Source organism: Shinella zoogloeoides (assembly GCF_033705735.1).
Taxonomy (GTDB): domain Bacteria; phylum Pseudomonadota; class Alphaproteobacteria; order Rhizobiales; family Rhizobiaceae; genus Shinella; species Shinella zoogloeoides_A.
This window is the reverse complement of record NZ_CP131131.1, coordinates 1,152,838-1,166,626: the sequence shown is the minus strand read 5'-3', so window position 1 is coordinate 1,166,626 and position 13,789 is coordinate 1,152,838. Positions and strand designations below refer to the sequence as shown.

Annotated in this window: 13 protein-coding genes; 4 read left to right on the top strand and 9 right to left on the bottom strand. The window is 65.4% G+C overall.

Features of this window, described 5'->3' with window-relative positions; all coding sequences use genetic code 11:
- Positions 1-1,287, bottom strand: a complete 1,287-nt coding sequence (locus tag ShzoTeo12_RS23115; protein WP_318912633.1) for a glucoamylase family protein — start codon at positions 1,285-1,287, stop codon at positions 1-3.
- A gap of 225 nt (positions 1,288-1,512) precedes the next feature.
- On the opposite strand from ShzoTeo12_RS23115, the gene ShzoTeo12_RS23110 reads away from it, so the two are divergent.
- Entirely contained in the window at positions 1,513-2,115 is a 603-nt protein-coding gene (locus ShzoTeo12_RS23110) for a hypothetical protein (protein WP_318912632.1), read from the top strand.
- Between the two features lie 20 nt (positions 2,116-2,135).
- Here ShzoTeo12_RS23110 and ShzoTeo12_RS23105 read toward each other — a convergent pair whose 3' ends face one another.
- From ShzoTeo12_RS23105 to ShzoTeo12_RS23075, 7 genes are all read right to left on the bottom strand, one after another.
- Positions 2,136-3,188: a diguanylate cyclase domain-containing protein gene (locus ShzoTeo12_RS23105; protein ID WP_318912631.1), complete on the bottom strand. Its 1,053-nt coding sequence runs from the start codon at positions 3,186-3,188 to the stop codon at positions 2,136-2,138.
- 91 nt (positions 3,189-3,279) lie between these two features.
- Positions 3,280-3,966 carry an ABC transporter permease subunit gene (locus ShzoTeo12_RS23100; protein WP_313194262.1) on the bottom strand — a complete coding sequence of 229 codons (687 nt, stop codon included), beginning with the start codon at positions 3,964-3,966 and terminating at the stop codon, positions 3,280-3,282.
- A gap of 3 nt (positions 3,967-3,969) precedes the next feature.
- Positions 3,970-4,677, bottom strand: a complete 708-nt coding sequence (locus tag ShzoTeo12_RS23095; RefSeq protein WP_119255632.1) for an ABC transporter permease — start codon at positions 4,675-4,677, stop codon at positions 3,970-3,972.
- Positions 4,678-4,751: 74 nt separating this feature from the next.
- Entirely contained in the window at positions 4,752-5,555 is an 804-nt protein-coding gene (locus ShzoTeo12_RS23090) for a transporter substrate-binding domain-containing protein (protein ID WP_413251166.1), read from the bottom strand.
- Between the two features lie 43 nt (positions 5,556-5,598).
- A complete protein-coding gene (locus ShzoTeo12_RS23085) occupies positions 5,599-7,554 on the bottom strand; it encodes a DUF2817 domain-containing protein (RefSeq protein WP_318912630.1) in 1,956 nt (651 codons plus the stop codon).
- Between the two features lie 158 nt (positions 7,555-7,712).
- The gene (locus tag ShzoTeo12_RS23080; protein ID WP_318912629.1) at positions 7,713-8,819 is read right to left on the bottom strand and encodes an FAD-binding oxidoreductase; all 1,107 of its coding nucleotides are present in this window, start codon (positions 8,817-8,819) and stop codon (positions 7,713-7,715) included.
- A 13-nt stretch (positions 8,820-8,832) separates the two neighbouring features.
- Positions 8,833-9,879, bottom strand: coding sequence for an aromatic ring-hydroxylating dioxygenase subunit alpha (locus ShzoTeo12_RS23075; protein ID WP_318912628.1), 1,047 nt, complete (start codon positions 9,877-9,879; stop codon positions 8,833-8,835).
- A 120-nt stretch (positions 9,880-9,999) separates the two neighbouring features.
- Here ShzoTeo12_RS23075 and ShzoTeo12_RS23070 point away from each other — a divergent pair, with 120 nt between their 5' ends.
- Positions 10,000-10,944 carry a LysR family transcriptional regulator gene (locus tag ShzoTeo12_RS23070; protein ID WP_318912627.1) on the top strand — a complete coding sequence of 315 codons (945 nt, stop codon included), beginning with the start codon at positions 10,000-10,002 and terminating at the stop codon, positions 10,942-10,944.
- On the opposite strand, the gene ShzoTeo12_RS23065 is transcribed toward ShzoTeo12_RS23070, so the two are convergent.
- The gene (locus ShzoTeo12_RS23065) at positions 10,937-12,013 is read right to left on the bottom strand and encodes a sn-glycerol-3-phosphate ABC transporter ATP-binding protein UgpC (RefSeq protein WP_318912626.1); all 1,077 of its coding nucleotides are present in this window, start codon (positions 12,011-12,013) and stop codon (positions 10,937-10,939) included. The genes ShzoTeo12_RS23070 and ShzoTeo12_RS23065 overlap by 8 nt on opposite strands.
- 101 nt (positions 12,014-12,114) lie before the next feature.
- On the opposite strand from ShzoTeo12_RS23065, the gene ShzoTeo12_RS23060 reads away from it, so the two are divergent.
- Both ShzoTeo12_RS23060 and ShzoTeo12_RS23055 read left to right on the top strand, forming a co-directional pair.
- A complete protein-coding gene (locus tag ShzoTeo12_RS23060; protein WP_119255638.1) occupies positions 12,115-12,801 on the top strand; it encodes a GntR family transcriptional regulator in 687 nt (228 codons plus the stop codon).
- Positions 12,798-13,778 (top strand): alpha/beta hydrolase, encoded by a 981-nt coding sequence (locus tag ShzoTeo12_RS23055; RefSeq protein WP_318912625.1) that lies wholly within the window; start codon positions 12,798-12,800, stop codon positions 13,776-13,778. The genes ShzoTeo12_RS23060 and ShzoTeo12_RS23055 overlap by 4 nt, the downstream gene beginning before the upstream one ends.
- The last annotated feature ends 11 nt before the right edge of the window (positions 13,779-13,789 follow it).

Genomic DNA, 13,789 nt, shown 5'->3' with positions numbered 1-13,789 from the left:
CTATAACCATCCGCCTTCGAAGCCAGCATGCGCAAGACCGTCGCGCACATATCCGCAGCCCCGAAAAATCTCCCAGATCAGGCCGCTGCGGTGATTTTCGATCATCATGGCAAGAAGGCCCTGGTCGAGCCCGTACCAGCCTTCGGAAATCCAGCCGCCCGAAGCAGGCTGCAGGGTCGGGTTGAAGCCGCTGGAAAACCGGTTGCCGGGGCAGATCTGCGGATAGTTCTCGAGGAGGTGGCGCGTGCCCGAAAGCGCCGCATCGGGCGTGAAAGGCAGCGTTGCGAGCATCGCCCAGGGGGAAATCGTGCCGTCGTCGGGGCCATAGGGCACGCCGCGCGACATGTAGCCGAAGAACCGGCGGTCCCGGCCTTTCTGGCGTATCGCCGCAACCGAGGGGCCGTCGCCGGCCGTCACACCCCAGAAGTCGCGGCAATAGCCTTCGAATTCGTAAGGGTTACGCTCTCCGTATTCTCGGTGGATGGCGATCGCGCTTTTCGTGTTCGCGAAATAGTCGCTGTTCTTCTCGCGCATGAAGGCGTCGCGAATGCCGCGGAAGTCGATCCAAGCATGCGAGAACAGATGCGTGAAGAGGGCCCCGGAATAGAGGACATCATGACCGAGGAGGTTTTCCCACTGATAGGTCAGGCTCCAGGTGTCGTAGCAGCTTGCCGTCAGCGGGAAGGTGGGCGATCCGAGGCCGAGGATGTAAAGGATCGTCGCCTCGTTGTAGCCTTCCCAGCCATAGTGGAGAAAGCCGCATTCGGGCTTCCAGCCTTGCGACAGGCCCGAGGTTCCGTTCTGTGCCCAGTGCCAGTCCACGCGGCGATAGAGGGCATCTGCATGGTCGCGGATGTCGCTTTCCTCGCCGCCTCCATCGAAGTAGCAGCCCGCCACGAGGATGCCGGCCATCAGGAGGGCGGTGTCGATCAGCGACAGCTCGCATTGCCAGACGCGCCTGCCCGTCTTCATGTCGAGGAAGTGATAGTAGAAGCCCCGGTAACCCGTGGCGTCGGCTGCCTTGCTTTGGGGGCTCGCGAGGAAGAATTTCAGCACTTTCAGCGTGCGCCGCGCGGCTTCCGTGCGCGACAGCCAGCCGTTCCTGACGGCGATCGGATAGCAGGAGAGGGCAAAGCCGACGACGGCGATGCTGCAGGGCGATCCCGGGCGGGACGTATCGGCCACGAGCCCGGTTTCTTCGTCGGTATGGTCGATGAGGTAGGAAAAGGCCGCATGCTGAAGCCGGGCAACCAGTGCCTCGTCCGAAAGTCGCTTCAAGCCGCTCATGGAGCCTGTCCTGTAAATGGATAGACGCAGCCGACCGGGCGGCTGTGGCATTCGCTCACCATAGCAACCGGCCCCTCGAACGCAACCGCCGGGGTCGGCGTCTCCATTCCCATTGATGTGATCGCGAGACCGCAGCCAATGTGTTACAGCGCCTAAATTCACAAACGTTCGCGTGGTACACTTCGTCAGGAAGCCGCCGCTCGCAACAGGATCTCGACGTCACCCATGGAAGCATTTCTCGGCCTTCTTGCTGCGATCATCGCCAACACGATGGCGATCCAGCCGAATCTCGCGCCCTTCGGCGTCGCGCAGGATGCGCGGCCCTCGGCGCTCGGCTGCGAGCCGCTGGCGGAGGGGCCGGCGGATGCCACAGGGCAATATGTATGCCGGAAGCTGCCTGGGGCGGATCCTCTTTACGAGGAATATATCCTCGCTTTCGTCGATGGCGTCGGCGTCTGCAACCTGACCGCCGTCACGCCCTATCGTGCCGACGACGATGAAGGCCATCTCACCCGCCGGATATTCGCCGATGTCACCGCGCGGATGACGAAGGAGCTCGGAGAGCCGGACGAGAAGGTCGACGTGGCCCATACGCCGGCCGCCGGCAGCGACCTTCTCCTCAAGCATACGATCACCGCCGAGGAGCGGCAGATCTTCAACCAGTGGAACCACCTGCAACGGCGCTTCCAGAACCTGCAGTCGGCCAGCGTGGTTCTTGCCGGCGACGAGGGGTACGGCCTTGCCGTCTACAGCACCTACCGTTTCGCCGGAAACGACGAGTGCATGCGCCGCATGGAGCAGACGACCGGTCTTTCTCCCGATCAGTAGACTGCCGGCCTGCTCAGGTTCTACTTCAGGAATTCGCGATAAGTATCGCCGCCGTCTGCCTTTGCGGCATAGAGGGCAAGGTCCGCCTTGGTGAAGAGGCTGGTCGGGGTCTCCGCTTCGGCAAAGGCGAAGCCGATGGAGGCGCTGACGCTGAAGACATGCCCGGAACAGCTCATCGGCAGCTTGCCGGCATCGACTACCTGCCGCGCGGTGCGCTCGATCGCCTCCCGGCTGCTGGAAGGGTCGAAGAGGATCGCGAACTCGTCGCCGCCGATGCGGGCGACCAGTTCGGCGCCCGTGCAGGTCGCGCGGAGCCGGCGGGTGAATTCGATGATGCACTCGTCGCCGAGGGCGTGGCCGAGCGTGTCGTTGATCTCCTTGAAGCCGTCCAGGTCGACGAGCATCAGCACGCCGCCCGATCCGTCCGGTCCGCACATGTCGGCGAGCCGCATCTGGAAGCGGGTGCGATTGGCAAGGCCGGTCATCACGTCGTGCTCGGCGAGATGGCGCATGTGATCGAGCATGGTCTTTTCGGCGGTAATGTCCTGCTTGATGCCGAAAAGCCGGACCGGCTCGCCGTCGCGGCGTTCGACCGTCGCGGAAATCCGTATCCAGCGCCGGCCGAATTCCGGGCTCTCGATCTCGGCGTCCAGCCCGAAGCCGTCCCCGTCGCGGATCGCCTCGCCGCGGATTCTCTGCAGCCGGGAGAGCGAATCCTCGCTGTAGCTTCTCAGGATATCGCCGCGCACCAGGCCGCAATTCTGCGGCACGCCGAAGAGGTGATAAGTGCCGCTGCTCCAGGTCAGCCGCTCGCTGGGCAGTTCGCATTGCCAGGTGCCCATCCCCGCGGCCATGGAGGCGCGTTCGAAGATGTCGGCGCCGGCAAGCGCCGCCTCGATCCGGCGGGTGAGGGCCGACTGACGCTCGATCTGCCGGCGCAATTCCAGGATCGTCCGGCGGTCGAAGGGGCCGGCAAGGGTGCGCCTCAGCCGTTCCAGCAGGCCATAGAGTGCCGATTGCGGTGTGGCTTGAGTGTCGGCACTCGGTTGCGCGCTCGTTGCTGGATTTTCCATCTTCGTCACCGGCTGGTAGCAAGGCCCCTTACAACAAGTCCTAATATGAAAACATTAATCCGAAGTGAGGGCTGCCTTTCCCTTATGCCGGTCAGCGCGGCAGGTAGCGCGTGAGGCTTGCCTCCAGAAGGCGGATGAGCGTGATGAGGATCAGGTTGATCAGGAGATAGAGCATGCCGGCGATGGCGAAGATCTCGAGGATCGCATAGGTCTGGCTCATCAGCCGCTTGGCATGGCCGGTGATCTCCAGCACGGTGATCGTCGAGGCAAGGCTCGTTCCCTTCACCACCAGCACCAGTTCGTTGCCATAGGCCGGCAACGCCTGGCGGATGGCGAGTGGAAACGCGATGCGGCGGAAGCACAGGAACCGCGACATGCCGCAGGCCTGCGCCGCCTCCATCAGGCCGCCCGGAATGGACATGAGGCCGCCGCGCAGGATTTCCGACGTATAGGCCGCCGTGTTGAGCGCCAGCGCCAGCACGGCACAGCGCACGCCGTCGCCGACGATCCACCAGAGCACCGGATTGTCGCGCACGAAGGAAAGCTGGCCGAGCCCGTAATAGAAGAGGAAGAGCTGCACGAGCAGCGGGGTGCCGCGGAAGACCGTGCTATAGCCCTTGGCAAAGCTGCTCAACAGCCGGTTCTTCGACAGCCGCATGACCGCGAGCGCCAGCCCGAGATTGAAGCCGATGGCGACGGAGGTAATGGTCAGCACCGCCGTCAGCCACACGCCCTTGGCAAGCGTCGGCACGGCAAGGCGAACGAGTTCGAGATCCATGGCCTAGCTCCTGTTCTTCGGCTGGAGCAGGCGCTCGATCCGGTCGAAGCCGCCCTGGCTCACCAGCGTGATCGCGAGGTAGACGACGGCGGCGATGAAATAGAAGATGAAGGGATGGCGGGTGGAGCCCGCGCCGACGAAGGCCGCGCGCATCAGCTCCTGCAGGCCCACCACCGAGACGAGCGCGGTGTCCTTGATCGTCGTCTGCCAGACATTGTTCATGCCGGGTACGGCGATCCGCAGCATCTGTGGCGCGATGATGCGGCGGAAGATGCGGCGACCCGGAATGCCGAGCGCCCGCGCCGCCTCGATATGGCCGGCCGGGATGGCAGCGAGGGCGCCGCGCACCACCTCGGTCGAATACGCGCCCGAAATGGAGGCGATGGCGATGACGGCGATGACGAAGGCATAGCCGTTGCCGGCAAGCCCCGCATAGCCGAAGGCCGCCGCGACGCGCGCCACGAATTCCACCGAGGAGAAGAAGAGGAGATAGATGATCAGGAGCTCGGGTACGCCGCGCACGATCGACGTATAGAAGTCGACGACCAGCGTCAGCGGGAAGATCCGCCCCCACTTGATGAGCCCGCAGGCGACGCCGATGACGATGCCGAAGACCATGCTCGCTATGCCGAGGGCGACCGTGACCGCCGCCCCGCGCAGGATCGCGGCGATCCAGCCGCCCTCCCATACCTGCCAGATTCCCAGTTCCATCGTTCCCGCCCGAACCCTTCATGCCTTCCGGATGCGGCGTTCCCCGGCGCCTGCTGCCGGGGAACGCGCTGTTGCTACTGCTGACAGGGCCGGGAGATGTCCGACTTGAACCAGGTCTGGCTGGCCTTGCCGATGGAGCCGTCGGCGACCAGCTCGCAGAGCGCCTTGTCGATACGGGCCTTCAGCTCGGTATTGTCCTTGGCGATGCCGACGCCGATGCCTTCGCCGAGGGTCGGATCGGAAGAGCTGGCGATCTTGACGTCGACAAGCTGGAAATCCTTGCCGTCGGGCTTGGCGAGAAAGTCTTCCAGCGCCGACACGTCGGAAAACGCGGTGTCGACGCGGCCGCTGGCCAGGTCGATCTGCATCTGGTCGAGCGTGTCGTAGGTCTTCAGGTCGGCGTTCGGCACGTTCTTCTCGAGATAGTGCGCGTGGGTGGTACCAGCCTGCACGCCGACCTTCTTGCCGTCGAGCGCCTTGACTAGGCTGTCGAGGTCCTTGATGCCGGCAAGGTCGGAGCTCTTCGGCGCCACGAACATGTTGGCGAGCTCGGCATAGCCGATGGAGAAGTCGATCTCCTTCTTGCGGTCGTCGGTGATCGACATGCCCGAGATGATGACGTCGAAGCGCTTGGCCTTCAGGGCCGGGATGAGGCCGTCGAAGGCCTGCACGACGAACTGGCACTTCACCTCCAGCTTTGCGCAGAGCAGGTTGCCGACATCGGCGTCGAAGCCGGTGACGTTGCCGGCGGCGTCCGCCATGCTCCATGGCGGGTAGGCGCCTTCCGTTCCGATCGACAATTCGCCTTCGGCCGCCCAGGCGGCGGTAGTGCCGGCGGCGAAGCACGCGGCGAGCAGCAGGCTTTTCATCAGCTTCATGTTCTGGTTCCCCATGTTGAACGTTGTTGTCGGCCGGCGGGCGTCAGAGCGTACGGGCCAGGAACTGGCGCATGCGTTCGGAGCGCGGATTGGTGAAGACGTCCGCCGGTGCACCCTCTTCCTCCACTTTTCCCTGGTGGAGGAAGAGGATCTTGTGCGAGACCTCGCGCGCGAACTGCATTTCGTGCGTCACGAGGATCATCGTATTTCCTTCTTCGGCCAGCTGCCGGATCACGCGCAGCACCTCGCCGACAAGCTCGGGATCGAGCGCGGAGGTCGGCTCGTCGAGCAGGATGAGTTTTGGGCGCATGGCGAGCGTGCGGGCGATGGCCGCGCGCTGCTGCTGGCCGCCGGAGAGCTGGCCGGGATATTGGGCGTGCTTTTCGGAAAGGCCGACCTTCTTCAGGAGCGCATGCGCATGGTCGACGGCGGCCTGCCGCTCTTCCTTCAGGACATGCAGCGGCGCCTCGATGATGTTCTCCAGCACAGTCATGTGCGGCCAGAGATTGAAGTTCTGGAACACCATGCCGACCCGCGAACGGATGCGCTCGACCTGCCGCATGTCGGCCGGAACGGCATTGCCGTCCGGTGTCTTCTTCATGCGGATTTCCTCGCCGTCGATAACGACGCGCCCGTCATGCGGCTGTTCCAGCAGGTTGATGCAGCGCAGGAACGTGCTCTTGCCGGAGCCCGAGGAGCCGATCATCGAGACCACTTCGCCGGGCTGGGCCGTAAGGCTGACACCGTTCAGCACCGAAAGCTGCCCGAAGCGCTTGTGAAGGTCGTGCACTTCCAGCGCCGGGCGCTCGCCGGCGCCCGGATGCACCGTCTCCGCATGGGCGATGACCGCAACCGGCGCGGCGGCGGGGACGGGCTTTTCGGCGCTCGCGCCGCCGACGGCCTTGAGATCGGCAAAGGCGCGGTCGAAATGGCGCAGCGCCGTGGCAAGGCATGTGTTCCGCCAGTCCTCGTCCTCGGGAATGAAGGCGGCGCGCAGCGCCTTCTTGATGCGCTCGCCGAGCGGCGTGTCCACCTTGCCGTAGAGATGCAGCCAGTTGTCCGCCTGGACGGCCTCGATGACCGTTTCGCCGTTGAGCGTGCCGCATTCCACCACCAGCGGCAGGACGCGCGCCTTCGGCAGCGCCTTGCGCACGGCGGCCGAGACATAGCCGGTGGCGGTCGCGGCGATGCCCGTGTCCGTCGTCGCGTCCGTGCCGGTGAGGACGACGGAAAGGGCGGGGCCGAAGATATGCCGCCCCCAGTCGAGCCCGGCATGCTCGCCCTCGGCCACCGAGAGGAGAGCCGGATAGCCATAGGGACCGGCGCCCGTATGCAGGTCGAAGACCACGACCTCGGACGCCTGCCGCGCGAATGTCGAGAGAATCTCGATGAGCGTGCGGTTGGACCAGACAGGGCCGTCGCCGCCATAGTAGAGACCGTCCGAAAAGGCATACTGGCCCGCCTCGATCATGGGGGCGAGGCCGGCATAGCCGCCGAAGCGCCGTTTCGCCGCGTCATAGGCCTCGGCCGCGCGCTCGCGCTCCGGGCCTTCCCAGGCGCGCCAGACGACGGCGTCGTGCAGCGTTGCATAGCGTTCGTTGCGCGGCGGCCCCTTCTGCCAGTCGATGAAATTACGGTTCAGGTCGACATTGTCCTCGTTCACCCTGCGGCTCCAGGCGGTGCCCCAGGGATTGATCAGGTGGATGGCGAGGACGGCGGTGTCGTCGGGAAGCTGCCAGGGTGCGTTCTGCGAGAGCCAGGCCGTCTGGCAGGCCGAGCCGAAGGGGCCTTCGACGCCATGCGTGCCGGAGATCAGCACCATCAGCTTTGCGGCATCGGGGCGTCCGAGATAGGCGATGTCGGTCGAAAGCTGCTCGCCGTTCGGCCCGTGCAGGGGATGGGGGTAGGCGACGAGGCTGGCGCCCGCCTGGCTTGCAGCAGCGAGAAACCGGCTGCGCAGGTCCGAAAAATCGCCGGAAAAGAGGGCGGAAGGGGACATGCGACAGTGCTCCCGGTTGTCTGTGTGCAGAACTGCTTTGGCGTTCATTCTCATTCCCCTGTGAGGCCGTTGGCCGGCCTGTCTTGGTCTGGTTTCAAGGAAGGCGGCTTGCGCCTTCCTTGCAGGCAATGGGCCCTTTCCCGCAGGCCTCTCCGGCGTCAGAGGTCGAGCACGATGGAGGATTTCGGGCGGGTGCAGCACAGGAGTACCCGGTCTGCCGGCATTTCGTCGAGCGGTTCCTCGAAGTAATCCACCTCTCCCGAGACGAGGCCCTGCTCGCAGGTTCCGCAGACGCCCGCCCGGCAGGAAAAGGCGGGCTCGATCCCCTTCGTCTCCAGGAAGGCGAGGATGGATTCGCTCCTGCCGTCCCATGCGAGGCTGCGCCCGGATTTCTGCAGGACGATGCGCAGCCCGTCGCCATCCGCATCCGCGACCGGCGTGACGGGCAGCGGCGTTTCCGGCTGCATCGGCGCTGCACCGCTCTCCGACAGGAGGCTTGCCGGGCCGAAGAATTCGTAGGCAATGCGTTCCTTGCCAATGCCGAGCCCGGTGAGGATGCCGTAGAGAGCCTGCATGAAGGGCGGTGGCCCGCACATATAGACCTCGTAGTCGTCGAGCGGCAGAAGGCTCTGGAGCGTCGCGCGGGAGACGAAACCGGTGGAATGGCAGCGGCCCGCAGCGAGCTCGCCGTCTTCGGCGAAGCGGTAACAGAAATGTACCGATATGCCCGGCCGCAGCGCCGCAAGGCGCTCCACTTCGTCGCGCAAGGCATGGACGGCCGCGCCGTCGCAGGCATGGATGAACCAGACCGGGCGATCGCTTTCCCTCGCCAGCACGTCCAGCATCGAGACCGTCGGCGTGAGTCCGACCCCACCGGACAGGAGCAGGACGGGCCGGCGGCTTGCGGCATCGAGCCGGAAGGCGCCGCGCGGCGGGTCGATCTCCAGCACGGCACCCGGCTCGATCTCGTCATGCAGCCAGCAGGAGCTCAGCCCTTCCGGCACGTCCTGCGAGGGCGCTGCCTCGCGCTTCACCGTGATGCGGTAGCTGCCTTCCTCGCGCGGCGAGGAGGAGACGGTGTAGTTGCGCAGGACATGCCCGCCCTTGCGGTCGGGAACGCGCATGGTGAGGAACTGTCCCGCCTCGAACGGCCGCCAGTGCTGCCGTTCGAGGGGGGCAAGGCGGAAAGACGTGATGGTGGCGCTTTCGCGCACCTTCGAAACGACCTCGAAGGGGCGGAAGCGCGAAGCCGCGGCATCGGGCATCCGGGGTCTATCCTTACTCTGCGGCGTCGGCGACGGTGGCGGCCTGCGTCTCGGCGGCGATCATCTGGGCGAGCTTGCGGCGGAAGCGCATCGGCCCGACATCGATCTTCAGGTCAAGATTGGGCGTCTGCATGTTGGCCATGCCGTGATGAACCGCTTCCAGCACCACGCGGTCCTCCTCGAAGGCGCCGCGCACGGACTTGGCGAAGCTCGCGGAGACCTTGGCGTCGTCGGGCGCGAAATTGCGCATCTGGAACCAGTAATACTTGGTGCGGTTCTCATCGACCGGGGTCATGAAGTTGTAGCTGTCCATGAGGAAGGTGTTGTCCGGCAGCGCTCGGCCTTCCCCGCCCGTGTGGGCCGGCGCGAAGATCGCCTTGATGATGGCGTTGCTCGGATAGCGCACCTCGTAGTGCTGCTTGCGGTCGGTATTGCCCTCGAATTGCAGGAAGGGCGCATAGAAGGGGGCGGGCTCGGAATCGATCATCCAGCGCCAGACGGTCACGCCGTCCTCCTTGACGGTCGTCTCCAGCGGCGTCTCCTCGCAGGCCGAGCTGGCGAAGGACGACTGGTGCACCCAGGCGACATGGGACGGATCGAGCAGGTTGTCCGTCATGTAGAGATAGTTGCAGTGGAGCATCATGGATTCGCCGCGGTTGATGCCCCAGGCGGGATCGTCGAAATGCTCGACCTCGAAGATGTCCTTCGGGTCCGCCTTGGCGGCATCCCCCATCCAGATCCACAACAGGCCGTAGCGCTCGTGAACCGGATAGGACCGCACCTTGGCGACATGCGGGATGCGCTCGGCGCCGGGAACGCGGGTACAGGTGCCCGAACAGTCGAAGGTCAGGCCATGGTAGCCGCATTCCACGTCGTCGCCCTTGATGCGGCCCATGGAGAGCGGCAGCTTGCGATGGGGACAGGCATCTTCCAGCGCGGCGGGCGTGCCGTCCTGAAGGCGGTAGAGGACGATGTTCTCGCCCAGGATGGTCACGGGTTTCAGTTCGCGGCCGACCTCGTTGTCCCAGGCCGCAACATACCAGGCGTTCTTGAGAAACATCTCGCTCTCCTTGCGTTTTGCCAAGCGAATGTTCGTTGATTTTTTCGTGCCAACAAGTTGCCAGCGGCTGCGTTCTTTTTTAGAAATTCTAAACTGCGTCGCTTCCGGAGGAGCTTCACCATGCCGAACCCGTCCCTGCGCGGCCTGCAAGCCTTCGAGGCGATCGGACGGTGCGGCTCGGTCAGCGCGGCAGCCGAGGACCTCGGCGTTTCGCCCGGCGCGGTGAGCCAGCTGGTGCGCAATCTGGAGCAATGTCTGGGGCTGACGCTGCTGGAGCGGCGGGGCCGGCGGGTCGAGCTGTCGTCATGGGGGCGAGTGTATTACCGGGAAGTGGCGAAGGGTTTCCAGCAGCTTTCCCACGCTGCCAGCGTGCTGACGCGCGCCCGCAACGAGACGGGGATCGTGCTGAGCGCGCTGACATCCGTCGCCAACAAGTGGGTCAGCCGCAAGATATTCGACTGGCAGTCCCTCTGTCCGGAATCGAGCGTGCGCATTCTCGGCGAGGAGCAGGAGCCGCGCATCGGCATCGAGCATGTGGATTTCCGCATCACCTACGGCCGGCGCGCGAATGTGCACGAGCATGTCGCGAACCTCTTCACCGACTGGGTGGTGCCGGCGTGTTCGCCCGCGCTGCTCGCCAACCGGGTTCTCGACTGTCCGCAGGATATCCTCAAATTCCCGCTCCTCAATGTCGAGTGGGAATCCGACTACAAGGCGTCGCCACAGTGGCGGGACTGGGCACGGCTGATCGACGCCGATGGCAGCCAGACGTTCTCCGGCCTTTCCTTCACCCTGTCGAGCAGCGCCATCGATGCCGCCGCCAATGGCAGGGGCTTCGTTCTTGCGCAGATCTCCATGGTGCGGGACGAGGTCGCCGCCGGCAGCCTGGTGGTTCCCTTCGATATCCGCATGAAGCTGCCGGAAAGCTACTACCTTGCCTGGGACCGGGCGGCCCTCGAAAGACCCGTCGGCCAGCGGTTCCACAAATGGCTGCTGACCATCGGCAGGCAGCAGGACCTGGCCTCCGCGCCGGGCGCCGGCCTGCTCGCGCCCCCGCTCAGTTGATGCGGAGGCCCGAGGCCGCGTCGAAAAGGTGGATCGCTTGCATGTTCGGGCGAACGTGGATCCGGTCGCCGACGCGGATCGGCGTGTCGCGCGGGAATTCGACGGTCAGCATGCGCGGCTGGCCGATCTCCACATAGCCGTAGGTCTGGCTGCCGAGCCGTTCGGCGACGGCGAGCTCGCCGCTGAACCAGGCTTCCTCCTGCGGACAGGCGATCAGGTCCTCGGGGCGGATGCCGAAGGTGGCTGCGCCGGGCGGAGGAGGGGTGTCGAGACCGGCAAGCGGCAGGGTGCGGTCGCTGAGGCGGATTGCGCTGCCGGTGTCCGTGGCGACGATCGCCGCCGGCATGGTGTTCATCGTCGGGCTGCCGATGAAGCGCGCGACGAAGAGGCTTGCGGGGCGGTGGTAGAGGTCGAGCGGCGGGCCGATCTGCTCGATCTTGCCGGCATTGAGGACGACGATGCGGTCGGCGAGCGTCATGGCCTCGACCTGGTCATGGGTGACGTAGACGGTCGTCGCCTTCATGCGATTGTGCAGCTTGGCGATCTCCAGACGCATCTCGACGCGCAGGGCGGCGTCGAGGTTGGAAAGCGGCTCGTCGAAGAGGAAGGCCGAGGGTTCCCGCACGATGGCGCGGCCCATGGCGACGCGCTGGCGCTGGCCGCCCGAAAGCTGCGCCGGCCGGCGTTCGAGGAAGGGTTCGATCTTCAGGATGTCGGCGGCCTGCGACACGCGGCCGTCGATGGTCGCCGTCTCCGTGCCGCGCATCTTCAGGCCGAAGGCCATGTTCTCGCGTACGCTCATATGCGGATAGAGCGCGTAGTCCTGGAAGACCATGGCGATGTCGCGGTCGGAGGGCGGCAGCGCGTTGACGATCTTTCCGCCGATATCGAGGGTTCCGCCGGAAATCTCCTCCAGCCCGGCGATCATGCGCAGGAGGGTGGATTTGCCACAGCCGGACGGGCCGACGAGGACCAGGAATTCGCCGCTGGCGATATCGATGTCGACGTCATGGATGACCTCCAGGGACCCATAGGTCTTGCGGATCTGCCTCAAGGCGATTGCTGTCACGGCTTTCTCCTCCGAAAGGTCAACTCTGCCCTTGACCTTCATTATCGATATCAATATCAATAATGATATAAGACGCGATTGGCAACCATGCGAGCCGGCCGATGACCTATTTTTCTGCACCGTCGAATGCGCGAGGCGCGGCAAGGCCGGCAAAATCGGCGGCCGCCTTCAATGCGCTCAAGCGCGACATCATGCTCGGGGTCCTGCCGGCCGGCGCGGCGCTGACGGAGCTGGATCTCGCCGCGCATTTCTCCTGCAGCCAGGGCACGGTGCGCGAGGCGCTGCTCCAGTTGCAGGAAGAGGGGCTGGTGCGCCGGCAGGGGCATCGCGGCACGCAGGTCTCCGAATGCACCGAGGCCGAGGCAGTCGAGATGTTCCGCGTGCGCCAGCAGATCGAGTGCAGCGGCATCCTGCGCGCGCTGCAGATGCCGAGCCGCACGCTCGTTTCCGACCTCAAGGCGCTCTTCGCCGAAATGCTCGATACGGCCGCCGCCGGCGACGAGCTCGAGCTTGCATCCCTCGACCGGGATTTCCACCGCCGCATCTTCCAGGATGCGCAGCTTCCCGCGCTCGATCCGATCCTGCACCGCTGCCTCGTGCACAATCACCGCTTCAAGATTTCGCGCAGCACCACGCCGCGTGATCTGGTGGCGACCGCCCAGCGCCACGGAGCGATCATCGAGGCGATAGAGAACAGGGATGTCGCGCAGGCGAGCGCGGCGCTTCGCCACCACATCGCAACCATCGTCGACCTCGGTCCCGACGTCTTTCCCGAGGCGACGCAATGAGCATCGTGCCCGACATTATCCGGCTTTCGCCGGAAATGGCCGCGCTGCTTGCCCGCGTGACCGCCGAGACCGGGCCGCAGCCCGATCCGACGACGCTTTCGCCGGCCGAGGGCAGGGCGCTCTCGGAGGAAAGCAACCGGCGCTGGAATGTCGACCTGCCCGAGATGGCGGCCGTCGGCGAAGCGTGGATCGACGCGGATGCGGGCCTCGGCTCGGCGCGGGTGCGCCTCAAGGTTCTCGTGCCGCCGGGGCACGGCGCCGGCGCGGTCGTCTTCGTGCATGGCGGCGGCTTTGCTTTCTGCAGTCCGGAAACGCATGAACGCTGCGCGCGCGTCCTCGCGCTGGAAAGCGGCCTGCCGGTGCTGCTGCCCGATTATCGCCTCTCGCCGGAACATCCCTATCCCGCAGGCCTCATGGATGTCGTCGCGACGATCCGCTTCGCCTTTGCCGCGTCCGCGCCGCTCGGCGTGACCGCCGGTCCGCTCATCCTTTCCGGCGATTCCGCCGGGGCCAACCTCGCGCTCGCCGCCATGTTGCACGAGCAGGCCGAAGGGCGCCCGCCCGTCGCCGGCGCGCTGCTCTTCTACGGAACCTATGCGGGCGATTTCCGCACCGATTCCTATCGCGATTTCGAGAACGGGCCGGGCCTGACGACCGCCAAGATGCAGCGCTACTGGCACTGGTATGTCGGCGGTCGCGATGTTTCGGCCGATCCGCTGGCCTGTCCGCTGCTCGCATCGGACGAGGCGCTGATCGCCTTGCCGCCGCTGCATCTGATGGCGGCGGGCGTCGATCCGCTGCTGTCCGACAGCATTGTGCTGCACGAGCGCCTGAAGGGCCTCGGCCGCGACGAGACCCTGACGGTCGTGCCGGGTGTCACGCACGGCTTTTTGCAGAACACGCTCGATCTTGCCGCCGCGCGCGAGGCGCTGGCGGCAGCGGGCGCCGATGCCCGGCGGATGACCGGTACAAACTGAATTCGATTTTC

Excerpts from the sequence above, each read along its gene's own strand:
- ShzoTeo12_RS23070 (WP_318912627.1), top strand. The coding sequence starts at position 10,000 with ATGCCGAACCCGTCCCTGCGCGGCCTGCAAGCCTTCGAGGCGATCGGA.
- ShzoTeo12_RS23060 (WP_119255638.1), top strand. The coding sequence starts at position 12,115 with ATGACCTATTTTTCTGCACCGTCGAATGCGCGAGGCGCGGCAAGGCCG.
- ShzoTeo12_RS23095 (WP_119255632.1), bottom strand. The coding sequence starts at position 4,677 with ATGGAACTGGGAATCTGGCAGGTATGGGAGGGCGGCTGGATCGCCGCG.
- ShzoTeo12_RS23100 (WP_313194262.1), bottom strand. The coding sequence starts at position 3,966 with ATGGATCTCGAACTCGTTCGCCTTGCCGTGCCGACGCTTGCCAAGGGC.
- ShzoTeo12_RS23055 (WP_318912625.1), top strand. The coding sequence starts at position 12,798 with ATGAGCATCGTGCCCGACATTATCCGGCTTTCGCCGGAAATGGCCGCG.
- ShzoTeo12_RS23080 (WP_318912629.1), bottom strand. The coding sequence starts at position 8,819 with ATGCCCGATGCCGCGGCTTCGCGCTTCCGCCCCTTCGAGGTCGTTTCG.
- ShzoTeo12_RS23090 (WP_413251166.1), bottom strand. The coding sequence starts at position 5,555 with ATGAAGCTGATGAAAAGCCTGCTGCTCGCCGCGTGCTTCGCCGCCGGC.
- ShzoTeo12_RS23075 (WP_318912628.1), bottom strand. The coding sequence starts at position 9,879 with ATGTTTCTCAAGAACGCCTGGTATGTTGCGGCCTGGGACAACGAGGTC.
- ShzoTeo12_RS23105 (WP_318912631.1), bottom strand. The coding sequence starts at position 3,188 with ATGGAAAATCCAGCAACGAGCGCGCAACCGAGTGCCGACACTCAAGCC.
- ShzoTeo12_RS23115 (WP_318912633.1), bottom strand. The coding sequence starts at position 1,287 with ATGAGCGGCTTGAAGCGACTTTCGGACGAGGCACTGGTTGCCCGGCTT.
- ShzoTeo12_RS23110 (WP_318912632.1), top strand. The coding sequence starts at position 1,513 with ATGGAAGCATTTCTCGGCCTTCTTGCTGCGATCATCGCCAACACGATG.
- ShzoTeo12_RS23085 (WP_318912630.1), bottom strand. The coding sequence starts at position 7,554 with ATGTCCCCTTCCGCCCTCTTTTCCGGCGATTTTTCGGACCTGCGCAGC.